Genomic DNA, 16,689 nt, shown 5'->3' with positions numbered 1-16,689 from the left:
GCCGTCAGTCGGTGAAGCCGTGGTGGGTGATCTCCAGTACCTCGTTGGCCACGGCCGGGTTGCCGGGGTCGAGGCTGGGGCCCTGCCAGCTGACGGGCAGCACGTCGATGAGCCCCCAGCGGGCGACCAGTGAGCCGTCCGCGCGCAGGGCGGAGATCTGCGCGGTCGGCCGGTTGATCCCCGTCTGGACGGAGGAGATCCACTTGGCGACCTTGGTCGTGTCCGGGGTGAGGGGGCGGGTCAGCCGGATGGTGGAGAAGGAGACACGGGTGGGCAGTTGCCACACGAACCCGTTGTTGCCGCCCTCCTGGCGCTGCTCGATCTCCACCTGGGACGACAGGCCTTCGCACCCGTTCCAGTAGCCGAGGCTCTCGCCGTCGATGGTGAGGGTGAACCAGATCGTGGAGCCCGGGTCCTGGCGGGGCATCGGAGGTGGGCCTTTCTGTCGGGTGTGGCAGGTGTCGCAGGTGTCGCAGGTATGGCAGGTGTCGCGTGAAGCGGTCGGGTCGGGGGCGGGCGGGGTGCGCGGAGTGCGGGCCGGGGGAGGCCGGTCAGTGGCGGGGGTCGCGGAGCCTGCCGATCCGTTCGCGGTCCATGCGCAGTTCGGTGCGGACGTGGCGGGTGACGCGGCCGATGATGCGGTGCACCAGTTCGTCCAGCTGGAACTCGGAGAGTTCGCGCGGGTCGAAACCGCCGGCCGGGACCGCCGTGAACGCCGGGGGTGGGTCCTCCTGCGCGGGGGAGGCGACGTGCGTCGACGACGGGGGCGGGCCGCCGGGCGGTACGGCGCTCCCGGGCCCCGACGGAGCGTAGGGGGGCGGCGGTTCGGCCGGGGTGTGCCGGGGTGGCGGGGTCTGCAGGCGGCCCAGGGTCTCGGACACGGCGACCGACGCCGCGGCGGCGAGGGCGCCCGTGGTGCGGTGACGGCCGAAGAGGCGCTGGACGGCGGGCGTCGAGGGGGCGCCGGTGTCCGCCGCCGGAGCCGTCGGCGCTGCCGGTGCTGCCGGTGCGACGACCGGGTGGTGCGGCGTACCGGACGGTGACGGCGCGGGTGGCGCGAGGGGGGCCACGGGGAGCGGGGTCCTGGAGGCGGCGGCACCGGTGGGGGCGGGCCGGCGCAGGGGTACGGCCTGGGCGGGGGCGGGCCGGGCGGAGCGCTGGACGGGCGGTTCGGGCCGGTGCGGGGTGGTCGTGGGCGCGGGACCCGCCGGGAACCCCGGTACGGGTACGGCGGGTACGGCGGGGGGGGGGGGGGGGGGGGGTGGAACCGGAGCCGCGGGGGCGGGGGCCGAGACCGGGGCCGGGCCGGCCGGGGCGGTGGCCCGCTGGACCGGCGGCAACGGTGAACGGCCCTGGACGCGGCCGGTGCCGGAGGCCGGCGGGGCTGCCGACGACCGCGCGGTGAGGGACGTGGCGTCGGCCGGCGGGGCGGGGAGGGGAGCGCCCAGGGGAGAGCGCCGCGGCGCCGGGGAGGAGAGGGGCGACGGTGCCGGGGAGGAGGGGGCCGACGGTGCCGGGCCGGGGGCCGGGTGCGCGGGCGGGACGGCAGCGGGGGCCGCGGGCGGCCGTACGGCGGTGGCGGGCCTGGACGCCATGGGGCCGCCGAGCCCCGGGCGGGGCGCCGAGACGCTGCGCTGCACCGGTCGTGCGGGGCCGGTGGCGGCCGGCTTCCCGGCTCCGGGCCGGGCGGGGGGAACGGCGACCGGTCCCGCGCCGGTGCCGGTGGGGGCGGCGAGGCGGGCGGCGGAGGGTTCGACGGTGGGGGTCGCGGAGGGTTCGGTGGCGGGTGCGTCGCGGTGGGCGGCGGGGGGTTCGGGGGTGGGCGCCTTTGGTGCCGGGGCCGTCCGGGGCGCCGAGACGCTGCGCTGCACCGGGGGCGGAGTCGTGCGCGAGGCGGTGGCGGAGGGGCCGGTGGGCGGGGGCGGTGCGGGGGCGGGGGTCAGCGGGGTGGGCGTGGTTCGGGCGTGGGCGGCCGGGGCGGGGGGTGCGGGCTGTGCGGGGCGTGGGGGCTTCGCTCGGTCGAGGGGCGTCGCCTGCCGCTGGACGGGGGGCAGAGCGCCGGTCGGGCCGAGCGGGCGGCCGGGGGAGGCGGGAGGTGAGGCGGGGCGCGGCGGCTCGGACGTGTCGTGCGGGCCGCGGGACGGGGTGATGCCGGGGGCGCTTCCCCCGCCCGCGGGGCTGCTTGACGGCAGGCCTGTGGCGCTGCCCGACGGCAGGGTGTTGCCGGTCGGTGGCCGGGAGGCCGGGGGCGTGGCCGCGCCGTTGCCCGGGGCCGAAGTCGGGTGGGTGCGGATCGCCGCTCGCTGCACCGGCGGGATCGTGGACGCCGGTCGGGGCGGGGAGCCGGGCGTGGCGCCGGCCCGGGGGGCGGAGTCGTGGGGTGCCGTGTCGGCGCGGCCTGCGTCGCGCTTCCCGGGGGCCGCGGTGGAGCGGTCGGGCGGAGGGGCCGATCGCTGGACCGGGGTGCCAGGGGTGCCAGGGGTGCTCGGGGTGCTCGGGGTGCCCGGCGTCGAGGTGCGGGCGGGTGCGGCCGGTGTGGGGCCGGTGGCGGAGGGGTGGTCGCGCGGAGGCATGACGCGTGGGGCCGGGGTGCCGCCCGTCGCACGCTCGCCGGCCGGTCGGCCGGCGGGCGGGGTGGCTCCCGACGGAGACGACGACGGTGACGGTGACTGAGACGGTGACGGTGACTGAGACGGCGACTGAGACGACGACGGCGACTGGGGCGGACGCGATGACGACGCCGCCGGAGCGCGGCCGGCGCGCGCGGTGCCGGTGCCGGACGTGGGCGTGCCGGGGGTGGGCCGTGCCGCCGCACGCTGGACCGGGAGAACGCCGGACGCACCGTGGGCCGCGGTGGCCGAACGGCCGGTGGCGGAGGCGACGTCGGGCGTGGAGGCGCTGCGAGGCGTCTCGGGGGACGACGGGGGTACCGCCGGGTGTGCCGGACGGCGGCTGCTCGCGCCGCTCCGGTGGGGGTCGGGCCCGGCCGCGGCACGCTGCACCGGTGTGTCGGCGCCGGGTGCGGGCGTGGTCCGGTTGGCGGTAGGCGTGGAACGGTCCGGCCGGATGGCGCCGCCGTCGGCCGCGGTGGTGCCGGGCTGTTGTACGGCGCGCTGTACCGGCCTGCCTGCGTCCGGCGAGGGCGTGCGGCCGCCCTTGACGGGTTCGGTACCGGCGACCGGGGCGGCGCCGGGTACCGACCGCTGCGGTGGGGCCCCTGCTGTCGTGCCGTTGCCGGGCGTGGCGGGTGCGGGAGCCGGGGTGGTGGTCGGTGCGGGGCCGGTCCGCGCCCTCGCGCGCTGTACGGGGGTGCCGGTCGGCGAGCTGTCGCCGGGCGTGGCGGGTGCCGGCGCCGGGGCGGTGTGCCGTGCGGTGGTGGTCGGTGCGGGGCCGGGCCGTGGTGTGGCGCGCTGTACGGGTGCGGCTGCCGTGCCGTTGGCGCTGGTGGCGGGGGTGGGTGCCGTGCCGCGGGCGGGGGCGGTGGGCGTGGCCGCGGGCTCGGGGCGCCGGTCGGCGGGTCGCGGGCCGGGGCCGGGGCGTGGCACCGCGCGCTGTACGGGCAGGCCGGCCGTGGCGTCGCCGCCGGGTGCGGTCGCCGTCGGGGTGCCGGTGCCGGCCGGCGGGTTGCCCTGCGGCCGCTCCGCTCCCCGTACCGGCGCACCGGTGGCCGTGGCGCCGTTCGGCGCCGTGGGTGTGGTCGCCCCGGCGCCGGACGGGCGTGCCGGGGAGGAGGCCGGGCCCGGGGCCGCGCCGGGGTCTCCTCGGTCACCGTCCGCCGACGACGGTGCCGTTCCCGGGGGGCCCGAAGGGGCGTTCGTGGTCCGGCGGCTCGCGGGCAGGGACCGGCGCTGCACGGCCGCCGACCCGGAGGGGGCCTGGGTCAGGGGGTGCCGGGGGCGGGGCGCGGCGGACGGCACCGGTGACACGCGGATCCCACGGGCGGCCCGGGTGGGCGCGCTCGCCGGTGCGTCGGACGAGGCCGGATCGGTGGGACGCGTCCGTCGGACCGGCGGGGCCGGTGCCGTGGACGCCGGGAGCGACGCGCCCGAGGGCGCCGTCGCAGGTGAGGCGGCCGGTCCCGCACCCGTGCCCCGCACGGGGCCCGAGGGCGCGGACGGGGCCGTCGCGGGTAGCGCCCGCAGCGGCGCGACCGGCATCCGCTGCACCGGGGCCGTGCCCGCCGGTGATGCCGACGGCTGCGACGGAGCGGGACCCTGGAGCCCCGCCCCCGGCCGGGCCGGCTCGGTGAACGCGCCGGACAGCATGCCGCTGCCCGCCGCCGGGTTCAGTACCGCGGGGGACGGCGCCCCCGTGAACGACGGGTTCTGCCACGTCGGCAGCCGGCCGCCGAACCCGGCGTCCGCGACTCCCGTGCGCGCGTTCCCCGTCGCCCGCTGGATCGGCGGCAGGCCCGTCCAGGCGGCGACGGCCACGGGCGCGGGCTCGGTCGTACGCGAGGCACCGTCCGTACGAGACGCACCGTCCGTACGAGACGCACCGTCCGCCGTACGCGGCACCCCCGCCGCCGTACCCGCCGTACGCGACGCGTCCGCCGTACTTGCCGTACTCGCCGCACTCGCCGTGCCCACCGGGCCGCCGCCCGTGGCCGAGCCGGTGGGCACGGCGGGAGGCGTGCTCCCGCCGGCACCGTCCCGCGGCCCGTCGCGACGGCCTCGCAGCCGGTCCAGGAATCCCACCGCTCAGCCCCCCGCCGCGCCCCGCGTCACGAGGGACGCGATCTGGTCCGTGTACCGGCGGCGGTCCTGGTGCTCCAGGTCCAGGATCGCCTCCAGGCTCCAGTGGAAGTGGTAGGCGACGTACGCGATCTCCTCGTGCAGCCGGTCGGTCGCGTACGTCACGATTCCCCCAGGCGGCTCCCGCCGAGTTCCACCTCGAAGGGCTCCGTGCAGTGCGGGCACTGGACGGCCGCGCGGGTGTGGCCCTCCGCGTTGATCTGCCGGTAGAAGTCCTGGAGGAACGCGAGGTCGGAGGCGAACATGTTCTCCACGATCCCGTCGTGCACCATCGCCAGCGTGCCCAGCCGGGTGATGACCCGGCCGAGCAGCACCACCGACAGGTACGCCGGGTTCTCCTGCACCCGCACGTCGCGCAGCGGGATGAGCTCGTCCCGCGCCGTCGACAGGCGCATCACACCGTCCCGGTGCACCGTGCCCGAGTCGTCGACGTAGCCGCGCGGCAGCTCGAAGGGGAACTCGGTGCGCAGCTGCTGCCGCGGTGCCGCTTCGGCAGGTGTCTCCGTGGGTGCGGCGGCGGAAGCAGAACGGGGGAAGTCCGCTCCCGCCGCCGCGGTCTGGGGGTCCTCGGGGGCCGCGACGGGCGCCCCGACAGCCGCGCGCCGCATTATTCGATGACCAGTTCTTCGAACACGATGGTGACCGTCTCGGTCAGCGCGGAGGTGTCGCCGGCCTTCACCGCGCTGGCGTCGATCTTGCTGCACCAGGCGTTGCGCAGGTTGTAGCGCTTGACCGGGGTGTCCTCCGAGTCCATCAGGATGATGGAGGCGTTCTTGCGCGCCGTGGACATCCGGCCGTTCATGGAGTCGTTGATCCACTGGGTGAACGACGACGACTGGGTCATGCCCCGCACGACGGTGCACTGACCGTCCTTCTTGTTGCCCGGGAGCACGGCCGTCTCGTGCTTGCCGGTGGTGCTGTTGTTCTGCGGGTACTTGATGACGTCCTGTTCGAGGGTGAGACCGTTGACCTCGGCGAGGTACTCGACCATCACGCCGTCGATCTGGAGCCCGAAGTTGTTCGCTGTGAGGGAGTCACCCGGCATCAGAGCCATGTGTTCGCTGTCCTTCTGAGGAATCTATGGAGGAGGGAGGGGCGGGGGCCCGGGAGGCGGCGGACGGGTGTCCTACTCCTCCAGCTCGCCGCTGCCGCTGGAGAACTGCGCCAGCCGGAAGATCACGAACTCGGCGGGCTTGACCGGCGCGATGCCGATCTCGCAGACGACCCGGCCGAGGTCGACCGACTCCGGCGGGTTGGTCTCCTCGTCGCACTTCACGTAGTACGCCTCTGCCGGGCTCTGGCCGAACAGGGCACCGCTGCGCCACTCGTTGACCAGGAACGCCGAGACGTTGCGGCGGATGCGGGCCCAGAGGTTGTGGTCGTTCGGCTCGAACACCACCCACTGGGTGCCGATCAGGATCGACTCCTCCAGGTAGTTGAAGTACCGGCGGATGTTCAGGTAGCGCCACGCCGGGTCGGAGGAGAGGGTGCGGGCGCCCCAGACGCGGATGCCGCGGCCGGGGAAGGCGCGGATGCAGTTGACGCCGATCGGGTTGAGCAGGTCCTGCTCGCCGCGGGTGATCTGGAGTTCCAGGTCGACGGCGCCGCGGACGACCTCGTTGGCGGGGGCCTTGTGCACGCCGCGCTCGGTGTCGTTGCGGGCCCAGATGCCGGCGACGTGGCCGCTCGGCGGGATCAGGCGGGACTGGCCGGAGGCCGGGTCGAAGGACTTGATCCAGGGGTAGTACAGGGCCGCGTACTTGGAGTCGTAGCCGGCCGTCTCCTGGCGCCAGACCCGGATCTGACGGGCGTTCTGGCCGGGCGGCGGGTCGATGACGGCGACGCGGTCGCCCATCAGCTCGCAGTGCGCGATGAGGCCGAGCTGGACGGCCTTGACGGCCTCCAGGTCGATCGCGCCGCGCTGGTAGGCGGCCATCAGGTCGGGCACCGCGACCATGGAGATCTCGTCGATGGCCTCCAGGCCGCCGAAGCCCGTGCGGTCGGCGGAGTCGCCGAGGTAGTGGGCCGGGCCGGGGTGCGCGCTCTCGCCCTTCTCGACCGGGGCGGCGGGGGCGGCGGCGGGCGGGGCCGGCAGCGTCAGGCTCTGGTTCTCCGGCCGGGCCAGCTGCGCGGTGGGCGCGGCCTCGGTCACGGTGATGAGCTTGGAGCGCTCCTTCACCTGCGTGACGACGTAGGAGCGGTTGCCCTTCTTGGCGCTCACGTCGAACGTCTCGACCGGCTTGTCGCCGTCCTTGACGACGAGCTTGAAGCGCTCGGCGGGGCCCTCGCCCTCGGGGTCGGCGACCTCGACGGAGAGCGGGCCGTGCTGACCGGCGGCGGTGGCCGTCACGGCGAACGTGCCGAGCTGCGCGGGCTCGGCGGCGGGCAGCGCGGCCGGGGCGGCGGTCCCCGTCACCTCGGCGGGAGCCGACGTACCGTCCCGGCCCGCGGCGGCGTCCTCGGCGGAGCCGCCGACGCGGACGACGTACGCCGCGCTGCCGCCGTTGTTGAAGAACCCGTAGACGGAGTGCGCGAGGTAGTACCCGTCGGTGAAGTCCCCGAAGGCCGCGACGTACTGCGTCCAGTTGGTCACCAGCGTGGGCTCGTTCAGCGGGCCGGTCGGCGCGAGCCCGACGAAGGCCGCCACCGAGGTGCCCACCCCCTCGATCGGGCGCGAGCCGCTGGCCACCTCCTCGACGTAGACGCCGGGCGACAGGTAGGACGGCATGCTCTGCTCTCCTCGGGGTACGAGACAGGACGCCCCTCACCCTCGCGCGCGCGTTGATCCCGCCGAAACGTCCCGGGGTGCCGGAGCGGGGGCACCGAACCTGCCCCCGGCTGTGCCCGTTGGGGCAGGGTGGGCGCCCGGCCGCCGGGCGGGGCGGCGGCACCGCCTCGACTCCGCCCGTCGCGGTGGCGGCGATCGAGGGCCGGCACACCGAGACCCTCGACTCCCTGGTGGGAAGGGCCACGCGCTCCGGGCGCGGACAGGTCGGCCCCTGAGGGCAACCCGTGCTGCCCTCGCGGCTCCTGACGGGCCGTCGGAGGCGCCGTAGCGTCGGTGTGTGAGCCTTTGGACTTCCCTGGAGCCCGCGTCCGCCACCGTGGATCCCGGCAGCAGCACGCGTGTGCGGCTGCGGGTGCGCAACACCGGTGATGTCGTCGACGAGTACCGGTTCGAGCCCGTGGGGGACGTCGCGCCCTGGACGACGGTGGAGCCGCAGACGCTGCGGCTCTACCCGGGGACGACGGGCACGGTGGAGCTGACGTTCGCGCCGCCCCGGACACCCGACGCGACCGCCGGGCCGAACCCGTACGCGGTGCGGATCACGCCGACCGAGCATCCGGACGCGGTGACGGTCCCGGAGGGGAACCTCACGATCACGCCGTTCACCGAGGTGCGGGCCGAGCTGGTGCCGCCGACGGTGAAGGGCCGGTTCCGGGGGCGACCGCGGCTGGCGGTGGACAACCTCGGCAACACCAAGGTGACCGCGTCGGTCGCCGGCAGTGACAACGGGGACCACCTGTCGTACGAGATCCGTCCGGGGAACGTGCAGATCGACCCGGGCCGCGCGGCGTTCGTGGAGACGACGCTGAAGCCGCGGCAGATCATCTGGTTCGGGTCGAAGGAGGAGCGGCCCTACACGCTGGCGGTACGCCGTTCCGGGGTGGAGCCCACGGAGGTCGAGGGCACCTACGTCCAGCGCGGGTTCCTGCCAGGCTGGCTCGCGGGGGCCTTCGGCATCGTCCTGGCCCTGACCATCGCGTTCGTCATGATCTGGATCGCCTACAAGCCGCAGGTCCGCACCAGCGCCACCGAGCAGGTGGAGAACGCCGGCAGCGCGCTCGCGCCCAGCCCCAGCGCCAGCCCGGAGACGCTGCCCAGCGCGGCCGAGTCGCCCGCCGAGGTGCCGGCGCCGCCCGAGCAGCCGGCCTCCGAGGAACCCGAGAACAACGGCGGGGGCGGCGGCGGTGGGGGTGGCGGCGGAGAGTCGAAGAAGCCCGCACCGAAGAAGCCCGTGGTGCCCGCCGAGAACGTCCTGCTGCGCAACACCGCCAGCGACATGTGCGCCGAACTCCCCGGACGGGAGAAGGGGGAGATCAACGGCCCGGTCCAGCAGGCCGTCTGCGACGACACCGACGGGGACAACCAGATCTGGGACCTCGAAGTGCAGCCGGAGAAGGGTCCCGCCGGGGTGGCCCTCTTCCAGATCCGGAACATCAAGGACCAACTCTGCATGGACCTGGGCGAGTACGGGTCCCGGCCGGTCGGGACGCCCGTCGCCGAGTTCCACTGCGACGGTACGACCGCCGACAACCAGCTCTGGTGGATCGACAAGCAGCCGAGCGGCGACTACTGGATCCGGAACTTCGCCAGCAACAACACGTGCCTGGACGTGGACGAGGCCAACGGTCCGCTCTTCGCCCGGCTGAGGATCTCCACCTGCACGAGCAGCGGCGACCAGGAGTGGAGGATCGTCCGGCCGAAGACGGCCTGACGGCCGGGGACGGTCTGACGGTCGGGGACGGCCTGCGGCCGGCCGTCACCAGCCGCCCTCGCCGGGCACCAGCCGGCCGGCCTTGCGGTACTCGCGGCGGGCGCCCTCCAAGAGGTCGCCCGCCGTCACGTGGTCCCCGCGACCGGCGGCGAGGTAGGCGGCGGTGACCACCGCGCTGCGGATCGACCCGCCGGCCAGCTCGAAGTCGCGGGCCAGCGGGCCCGGGTCGATGCCCTCGGCGGACGGGACGTGCGACAGGCCGTGCCGCCACAGCGCCAGCCGCTGACCGGCGTCCGGGAACGGGAAGTCGACCACCAGGTCCAGGCGCCGCGTGAACGCCTCGTCGATGTTGGCCCGCAGGTTGGTGGTGAGCAGGGCGATGCCGTCGAAGGACTCCAGGCGCTGGAGCAGATAGGCGCTCTCCATGTTGGCGTACCGGTCGTGCGAGTCCTTGACCTCGGAGCGCTTGCCGAAGACGGCGTCGGCCTCGTCGAAGAGGAGTACGGCGTCGGTGCGGTCGGCCTCCGTGAAGATCCGTTCGAGGTTCTTCTCGGTCTCGCCGACGTACTTGTCCACGATCGACGACAGCTGGACGACGTAGAGGTCCAGGCCCAGGTCCGCCGCGACCACCTCCGCCGACAGGGTCTTGCCGGTGCCGGACTCGCCCGCGAACAGGCCGAGGACGCCCCGGCCCCGTCCGCCGCCCGCGCTGAGCCGCCAGTCGCCGAGGACACGGTCGCGGTGGCGGGCGCGCAGGGCGAGTTCGCGCAGCTGGGTGAGGGGTGCTTCGGGCAGGACGAGGTCCCGCCAGTCCACGGCGGGACGGATCCGCCGGGCATGGCTCTCCAGACCGGAGGCCGACTGCCGGCGGGCCGCGAGCCGGACGTGGTCGGCGGTGACCGGGCCGCCGTCGAAGGCCGCGAGGGCACGGGCGGCGTGCGCGGCCCGCTGGATCCGGTCGCCGCCCAGCCGGTAGGGGGCGACGGCGGTGGCCAGGTCGAACCCGTCGGCGTCCGGGCCCAGGGCGGCCCGCCAGGCGGCGGCACCGCCGGCCCGGCGGCCGGGGGCGTCCAGGACCAGGGGGTCGGCCGGCGACCAGTGCGGGTCGTACGGGCGGGGGTCGGTCAGCAGCACGGTCACGTCCGCCGCCGCGGTCAGCGCCCGCACCAGCGGGCCCGGCCGCTCGGGCAGGGCCGACACCACGACGGCCCGGCCGCCGAGGCGGGCCTCGCGCAGCAGCTCGGGAACTCCGGGGAGGTCGTCCTCGGTCCCCGAGCAGCACAGCGCGCCGAGACCGGCGGTACGCAGGACGGAGGCGAGCGCGGCCAGTCCGTCCCCCTCGCGCTGTTCGCGGAGGTAGACGGTGAGCGGGCCGTCGTGCAGACGGGCCGCCAGGTGGCGTACGAAGGCGTCGGCGTCGGCGTCACCGCCCGCGGGCAGCGGGTCCGGCAGCGGGTGCAGGCGGCCGAGGAGGGCTGCGTCCGGTGTGTCGTCCCCGAGCAGATGGCCGGCCAGCCGGTCCGGTATGCGCAACGAGCGGGAGAGGAAGGGCCGTTCGGATTCCTCCACCTCCAGCAGCCCGAGGGCGCGCAGCGGTGCCGAGGCGTGGAAGCGGGCGCGGACCGCCGCCAGGTGGGCGGGCACGCCGCACAGTTCGAGGGCGAGGCTCACGGTGGCGCGGCGGCGGCCCACGTCGTCGTTGAGGTAGCCGTAGAGCGGCTCGAAGGTGCGGTCGACGTCGGGGGCGAGGGCGATCAGCAGGACGGCGGTGTCCAGCTCGGTCAGCCCGGTCCGTCCGGCCAGCAGCGCCAGCCGGTCACCGGCACCGGCACCGGCACCGGCGGGACCGTCGGCCGAGGCGGGCCGCGGAACGGCACCGGCGCCGCCGGGGGTGCCGGCGGCCGGCCAGGTACGCAGCAGGTGGCGCACGGCGTCGTCGGACAGGTACAGGCCGCGCAGCGGGTCCTCGGCCGTGGGGTCGCCGGCGGCCCGGTGCTCGACCAGCGCGGTCACCCGTTCCCGCAGCGCGGACAGGCGGCCGAGCAGGGCGTGCGCGGGCTCGGCGTGCGGGTCGTGCGGGTCGTGCGGGTCGTGCGGGTCGTGCGGGTCGTGCGGGTCACGCGGGTCGTACGGGTCATGTGGGTCGGCGGTCGCGGGGCCGGGGCCGGGGGCGGCTGCCGGTGCCTCCCCGGTGGAGGCGTTCACCGCCGGTCCGCGCGTCGGTCCGCGGCGTCCTCGCGGGCGGCCGGGTCCTCGCGGGGGGCTGCGGCCTTGCGGGGGACCGCGGCCTTGCGGGCGGTGCGGGCGGCCGCCACCTGGTGGGGCCGGTGGGAGCGTTCGCCGGACCGGGCCGGCTCGCCCGGCAGTTCGCGCACCCGGACCACCGCGCCCTCCGTGACCGGGGGCCCGGCGTCGTACTCCGGGAAGGCGGGGAAGGGAACGGTCACCACCAGGTCCAGGGACGGTTTCAGCTCGCCGCCGAGGGCGGACCAGATCTCCGCGAGGGAACGGGACTCCGTCTGGGTGCCGGCCACCGTCAGCGGCATCGACAGCTCCAGGGCCCGCAGGCCGGGCGGGAGTTCGGCTGGTGCCAGGACCTCGCGCGGCAGCAGAGTCGCCAGCACGGCGGACAGCAGCCGGTGCTCGTCCTGCGGGGTCTTCGTCCAGGCCGTCACCAGGTACGACAGCCGGAACCAGCGCGGGGGCCTGCGGCGCCGCACCTCGATGTCGCGCTCGTCGCGCACCGAGACCCGGCCGCTCTGACGCCGGGCCACGTCCTCGCGGATGTCGTACAGATAGGCGTTGACCACAGGGGCGTTGCGCCGGGCCGCCCAGTCACGGGTGGGTGCCTCGAAGGACACGTCGATGCCCGAGCCCGTCAGCGCTCCGCCGCCGAGGAGGCTCTTGAGGACCTCGTCCACCTCGTGGATCACCCTTGCGCTCCCGCCCTGCCGTCCCGCCCGCCGCCCTGCGTCATCGATCGTGCCCCGGGCGCCGCCCGGCCCGCAGGCACGCCGGGGACGGTGGCCGGGCAGGCCGGCCTGCCCCTGCGACCCCAAGGGGCCGCATTCGATTGCCCGTTCGGTCAGATGTAACCTTCCCGCAGGGCATAGGCCACGGCATGGGCGCGGTTGCGCAGATGGAGCCGGGTGGTGAGCCCGTGCATGACGTTCTTGACGGTCCGTTCGGAGTAGGACAGCTTGCCGGCGATCTCACCGGTGTCGAGACCCTCGGCGACCAGTCGCAGGACGTCCACCTCGCGGGGTGCGAGCCCCAGCGAGGGGGCGCCGGGGCGGCCCGCCGCGCCCCGGTGCAGCGTGCCCACCTGGCTGATGAGCCGGCCCAGCAGGTCGGCGGGCAGGTCCCCGTCACCGCGGGCGGCTGCCAGCACCGCCTGCACCAGCCGGTGGGCGGTGGCCTCGTGCCGCCAGACGATGGCACCGACGCCGCACTCGACGACGTCCAGCAGTTCGCTCTCCCGGATCGTGCCGACCACCAGCACGGCGCGCGCGCCCTCGCTGCGCACGAGCCGGCGCAGCCGGGTGAGCGCCGCCTCGTCGAGCGCGTCCGCGATGAGGAGGGCCACCGTGCCGGGGCCGGACTCCTCGCGCAGATCGATCTCGGGGTGGCGGCGCAACTGGCTGACCGCGCCCTCGCGGCTGATCGGGTCCGGAGCGGACACCGCCACCGGGACGCGCCGGTCGGTGACGCCGACGGCCCCGCCGGCGCCGAGGGTGGACGTGATGGTGGTCCGGGGTGAGTTGAGCAACCGTTTCCCCCCTGTTCAGAAGCCCGCCGTCCGGCGCGGGCCGGTGGCGGATGAGCGTCTTCCACACTTCTGGGACTGCTGGGGCGAGCGCAATCGTGGAGGACCACGAGGCGCACCACGAGACCAGCGCGGCCGGCCCGGCGGACCGGCCATCGGGCGGGCGTCGCGGCAGGTCAGCGCCGTGTCGCGGCGACGGGGGAAGGCCCGCGGTGAGGGTGAGGTGGGCCACTTCACACCACCCCGGAGCCGATTGCCACGTCTCACAGACCGGGGGAGCATCATCCAGCACGGGAGGCAGCGATGACCGGACCGCTCCGCGAACGCGACGACGCTCTCGCACTGCTCGCGGCCGAGACCGAACGCACCCGGGCCGGCACCGGTGGCCTCGTCCTGCTGCGCGGCGCCACCGGCACCGGCCGCACCGCCGTCCTGGAGGCCGCCGCCCGGCACGCCGCCGAGCGCGGCCTGCGGGTGCTGCGGGCCCGCTGCTCGCCCGAGGACACCGGGGTGCCGCTGGCCACGGTCCTGCATCTCCTGGGCCCGGTCTCGGAGTTCACGGACCTGGTGCCCGGCGGCGACGACCGCGGCAGCGCGGCCCGGCTGTGGCGGCTGCTGCGCTCGTACGCGGCCGAGGGCCCCCTGCTGCTGGCCGTGGACGACGTGCACCTGGCCGACGACTCCTCACGCCGCTGGCTGGTCGAGGCCGCCCGGCGCGTGGACCGATTACCGGTCCTGCTGGTGGCCACCGAGCGCAGCCAGTACGACATCGACCCGCGCCCCGCCGGACTCACCCAGGCCCTGTCCCCGTCCCTCGTGCGCACCCACACCCTCGCCCCGCTCTCCGACGCGGCGGCGGCCGGTCTGGTCCGCGCCGCCTTCCCCGCCGCCGGACCGGGTTGGACGGCGGAATGCGTACGGGCGGGCGCCGGCAGCCCCCTCCTGCTCCACGCCCTCCTCGACGACCTGCGCGGCATCCCGCACACCGGGGGCGACCCGTACGCCGAGGGTGTCCCGTATGCCGGGGGTGTCCCGTACGCCGGGGGCGACTTGCACGCTGGTGGTGTCCTGAACGCCGAGGGTGTCCCGTACGCCGAGGACGATCCGCGCGCTGAAGGCGACCCGCACGCCGCCGGAGACCCGCACGTCGGCGGAGACCCGCACACCGGCGGCGCCCCGCACCCCGTAGGACTCCCGCCCGCCCAGGGCGTCCCGCCCCTGCCCGACACCTCTGCCGCGCTGTACCCGGGGGCCTACCCGGCGGCCGTCTCCTGGTGGCTGAGCGGCGCCGGCCCCGCGACCGTCGACGTGGCCCGCTGCCTCGCGACGCTGGAGCAGGCCTGGCCGCCGGGCCCGCGGGACGCCCCGTCCGTCCCGCCGGCCGCCCGCGGAGAGGCCGGCCCCGCCGCCACGTCCCCGGGCACGTCGTCGGGGAGGGACACCGTCCCGGCGCCCGAGCACCCGGGACCGCCGGGCCCGGACCTCTACCCGCGACGCACGGAACGCGACCGGTACGCGTGGGACGCGGGGGGCGGGGGGCGCGATCCGCACGCGCGGCACCTCCTGCTCGCCGAGGCGGCCGGCGCCGACCCCGCCCGGGTCGCCGGGTGGCTCGCGGCCATGACCCGGCTGGGCCTCCTGCGACCGGACGCCACCGGTCAACCCCGTTACGCTCACCCCCTGTTGCGCGACGCCGTGCTCACCGGCTGGCCGAGGTCCCGGCGGGAGGCGGCACACCGGGTCGCGGCGGAGGTGATGCTGCGCCGGGGCGACCGGGTCGAGGCGGTCGCCCGGCATCTCCTGCGGACACCCGCCGTCGGCCTGCCCTGGGCGCTGCGCGTCCTGCGCGACGCCGTCACGGTCGCCGTGCACGACGCCCGTCCCGACGACGCCGTCGGCTATCTGCGCCGGGTGCTGGACGAACCGCTGCCGGACGACCTCCGCCAGCGGCTGCTGACCGAACTGGGGTCACTGGAGTACGCGTCGGCCGACACCCCGGCGGCCATCGCGCGGCTCGCCGAGGCCCAGCACCTGCCGGCCGACCCCCGCAACCGGGTCCGGACGGCCGTGGCCCTCGGCACCGCCCTGGCCGGCCGCGGCGAGATCCGTACCGCCATGGAGGTGCTGCGCCGCACGGAGGGGAGGCTGTCCGGCCACCCGGGGCTCACCCGCACCGTGCAGACCGCCGGCGCGCTGCTGTCCGACGAGGACCTGGCGACCCGGCAGGAGGTGTACCGGTCGCTGTGCGAGACCGGCGCGAACTCCCCGGAGCTGGTGGGCACCGCCGGACAGGCCCTGCTCGTGCGGTACGCGGCGACGGCCGCGCTGATCTCCGCCGAGGAGGCGATGACCCGCGTGCGGGCCCTGCTGGCACAGCCCACCGACCCGCTCGCCGAGCCCTTCCTGCTGGGCACGGCCGCCGCGGTCGCCCAGTGGGCCGATGAACTCGACGAGGCGGACCGGCTCGTGGAACGCGGCCTGGCCGGGCAGCACCCCGCCCTGCTGCACCCGATGCAGCACGCGCTCCTCAACACCCGCGCGGACATCGCCGCGGCCCGCGGCGACCACGCCCGTCTGCTCGCCGCCGACGGCGGACCGGGGCGCCCTTCGCCGTCCCGCACCGGCCCCTCCAACCGGGACGCCCACGTCCTGATGGCGCTCGTCCACACCGGCCGCACCGACGAGGCGCGGCGCTTCGCCGACCGGTTCGACCTGCGTGCGGTGCCGGAGAACTGGGAACTGAACCGCTTCCTGTACGCCCGCGGCGTGCTGCGCGCCGCCACCGGCGACCCGGCGGGCGCGCTCCACGACTTCCTGGAGTGCGGACGGCGCCAGACCGCCCGCGAGGTCGTCAGCCCGGTCGTCACCCCGTGGCGGACGGCGGTCGCGGAGTGCCGGCTGGCGCTGGGCGGCGGCCAGGAGGCGCTGGCCCTGGCGACGGAGGAACTGCGGCTGGCCCGGGTGTGGAACACCCCCCGCACGGTGGGCCGCGCCCTGCGCGTGCTGGGCACCGCGACCGGCGGGCGACGCGGTCTGGAGCTGGCCGAGGAGGCCGTACGGACCCTGCGGGACGCGCCCGCCGACGCCGACATGGAGCTGATCCCGGCGCTGCTCGCCCAGGGCCGTCAGCTCACCGCCGCCGGCGAACGCGGCCGGGCCCGCGACTGCCTGCGCGAGGCGGCGGAGCTGGCCGAACGCAAGGGCGCCCAACGGCTCCTCACCCTGGTCGGACAGGCGCTGCGCGGAAGCGGCGCCCGGGGTCCGGCGACGGCCCGGACCGGCTCGGGCGCGCTGACCGGCAGCGAACGCCGGATCGCCGAACTGGCCGCCGACGGCCGTACGAACACGGAGATCGCCGAACTGCTGCACCTGGCCCGGCGCACCGTGGAGACACACCTCACCAGCACGTACCGGAAACTGCGGATACGCCGCAGGACCGAGCTGCCCGACGCGCTGGGCCGTGGCCGGCGCCGCGACGCCCACCCAGCTCCCGACGGCACGACCGGCACCGCCGACACCACCGGCACCGTAGGCACGAACGGCACCATCGGCATCACCGGCATCACCGGCACGCCCCGCACCCCCGGCACCGCGCAGGACTGAGGTCCCGTCACCGCCCAGGACCGGGGTTCGGCCGGTGCCGGACGTCCCTCGGGTGCCGGACGTCCCT

At 76.3% G+C, this 16,689-nt stretch carries 11 protein-coding genes; 2 read left to right on the top strand and 9 right to left on the bottom strand.

The genetic code is table 11. The features are described 5' to 3' along the window. Nucleotides 1-4 precede the first annotated feature (4 nt). From SAM23877_RS16285 to SAM23877_RS16255, 6 genes are all read right to left on the bottom strand, one after another. Complete coding sequence (locus tag SAM23877_RS16285; protein WP_053133150.1) at nucleotides 5-427, bottom strand: phage tail protein; 423 nt, start codon at nucleotides 425-427, stop codon at nucleotides 5-7. 124 nt (nucleotides 428-551) lie between these two features. Continuing rightward, nucleotides 552-1,070: a hypothetical protein gene (locus SAM23877_RS41265; RefSeq protein WP_053133147.1), complete on the bottom strand. Its 519-nt coding sequence runs from the start codon at nucleotides 1,068-1,070 to the stop codon at nucleotides 552-554. Nucleotides 1,071-4,700: 3,630 nt separating this feature from the next. Then, complete coding sequence (locus SAM23877_RS40240) at nucleotides 4,701-4,859, bottom strand: DUF6760 family protein (protein ID WP_167355230.1); 159 nt, start codon at nucleotides 4,857-4,859, stop codon at nucleotides 4,701-4,703. Beyond that, on the bottom strand, nucleotides 4,856-5,362 hold the full coding sequence (locus SAM23877_RS16265; RefSeq protein WP_053133137.1) for a hypothetical protein: 507 nt from the start codon (nucleotides 5,360-5,362) through the stop codon (nucleotides 4,856-4,858). Before SAM23877_RS16265 ends, SAM23877_RS40240 begins: the two co-directional genes overlap by 4 nt. After that, complete coding sequence (locus tag SAM23877_RS16260; RefSeq protein ID WP_053133134.1) at nucleotides 5,362-5,808, bottom strand: phage tail protein; 447 nt, start codon at nucleotides 5,806-5,808, stop codon at nucleotides 5,362-5,364. The genes SAM23877_RS16265 and SAM23877_RS16260 overlap by 1 nt, the downstream gene beginning before the upstream one ends. Nucleotides 5,809-5,880: 72 nt before the next feature. After that, nucleotides 5,881-7,482: a phage tail sheath subtilisin-like domain-containing protein gene (locus SAM23877_RS16255; protein ID WP_053133131.1), complete on the bottom strand. Its 1,602-nt coding sequence runs from the start codon at nucleotides 7,480-7,482 to the stop codon at nucleotides 5,881-5,883. A gap of 337 nt (nucleotides 7,483-7,819) precedes the next feature. On the opposite strand from SAM23877_RS16255, the gene SAM23877_RS16250 reads away from it, so the two are divergent. After that, the gene (locus SAM23877_RS16250) at nucleotides 7,820-9,253 is read left to right on the top strand and encodes an RICIN domain-containing protein (protein ID WP_079030245.1); all 1,434 of its coding nucleotides are present in this window, start codon (nucleotides 7,820-7,822) and stop codon (nucleotides 9,251-9,253) included. A gap of 45 nt (nucleotides 9,254-9,298) precedes the next feature. Here SAM23877_RS16250 and SAM23877_RS16245 read toward each other — a convergent pair whose 3' ends face one another. The 3 genes from SAM23877_RS16245 to SAM23877_RS16235 form a co-directional block, all read right to left on the bottom strand. Continuing rightward, the gene (locus SAM23877_RS16245) at nucleotides 9,299-11,299 is read right to left on the bottom strand and encodes an ATP-binding protein (RefSeq protein ID WP_079030732.1); all 2,001 of its coding nucleotides are present in this window, start codon (nucleotides 11,297-11,299) and stop codon (nucleotides 9,299-9,301) included. A gap of 155 nt (nucleotides 11,300-11,454) precedes the next feature. Then, the gene (locus SAM23877_RS16240; RefSeq protein WP_053133124.1) at nucleotides 11,455-12,186 is read right to left on the bottom strand and encodes a Pvc16 family protein; all 732 of its coding nucleotides are present in this window, start codon (nucleotides 12,184-12,186) and stop codon (nucleotides 11,455-11,457) included. 152 nt (nucleotides 12,187-12,338) lie between these two features. After that, the gene (locus SAM23877_RS16235; protein WP_053133121.1) at nucleotides 12,339-13,022 is read right to left on the bottom strand and encodes a helix-turn-helix transcriptional regulator; all 684 of its coding nucleotides are present in this window, start codon (nucleotides 13,020-13,022) and stop codon (nucleotides 12,339-12,341) included. Between the two features lie 300 nt (nucleotides 13,023-13,322). Here SAM23877_RS16235 and SAM23877_RS16230 point away from each other — a divergent pair, with 300 nt between their 5' ends. Continuing rightward, nucleotides 13,323-16,622: an AAA family ATPase gene (locus SAM23877_RS16230; protein WP_079030244.1), complete on the top strand. Its 3,300-nt coding sequence runs from the start codon at nucleotides 13,323-13,325 to the stop codon at nucleotides 16,620-16,622. The last annotated feature ends 67 nt before the right edge of the window (nucleotides 16,623-16,689 follow it).

Source organism: Streptomyces ambofaciens ATCC 23877 (assembly GCF_001267885.1).
GTDB classification, from domain to species: Bacteria; Actinomycetota; Actinomycetes; order Streptomycetales; family Streptomycetaceae; genus Streptomyces; species Streptomyces ambofaciens.
This window is presented reverse-complemented; position numbering and strand designations above follow the sequence as displayed.